At 45.6% G+C, this 563-nt stretch carries 2 tRNA genes and 1 rRNA gene; all 3 read left to right on the top strand.

The features are described from left to right. Positions 1 to 117 precede the first annotated feature (117 nt). A tRNA-Ile gene (locus A2U94_RS20140) sits at positions 118 to 194 on the top strand. Positions 195 to 216: 22 nt separating this feature from the next. Further along, positions 217 to 292: transfer RNA gene (locus tag A2U94_RS20135), tRNA-Ala, on the top strand. Between the two features lie 107 nt (positions 293 to 399). After that, a 23S ribosomal RNA gene (locus tag A2U94_RS20130) occupies positions 400 to 563 on the top strand; the annotation flags it as partial.

The raw sequence follows: 563 nt of genomic DNA, 5'->3' as shown, positions 1-563 counted from the left end.
TTGACAAAAGTGAAACGATCGAACGACTAGGAGCCGTAGCTAGACAAGACGTACGTTTTGAAGCTTTGTTCAGTTTTGAGAGAATTCTCTCAAATATACAATAAAAGAGTAGAAAATGGGCCTATAGCTCAGCTGGTTAGAGCGCACGCCTGATAAGCGTGAGGTCGGTGGTTCGAGTCCACTTAGGCCCACCATGTATCTACTTTATACCTTATTGGGGCCTTAGCTCAGCTGGGAGAGCGCCTGCCTTGCACGCAGGAGGTCAGCGGTTCGATCCCGCTAGGCTCCACCAATTGTTCTTTGAAAACTAGATAACAGTAATAGCTGAGGAAAAGTGAAACTTTTCTTTAATCAAACCAATAAATAACGCAACGCAAGTTGCACCATTTATTCGCTAATGGTTAAGTTAGAAAGGGCGCACGGTGAATGCCTTGGCACTAGGAGCCGATGAAGGACGGGACTAACACCGATATGCTTCGGGGAGCTGTAAGTAAGCTTTGATCCGGAGATTTCCGAATGGGGAAACCCACTGTTCGTAATGGAGCAGTATCTTTATCTGAATA

The organism is Bacillus sp. VT 712, from assembly GCF_001614195.1.
Classification (GTDB): domain Bacteria; phylum Bacillota; class Bacilli; order Bacillales; family Bacillaceae_H; genus Priestia; species Priestia flexa.
The sequence above is the reverse complement of the archived record's forward strand: the minus strand, read 5'-3'. Positions and strand labels throughout refer to the sequence as shown.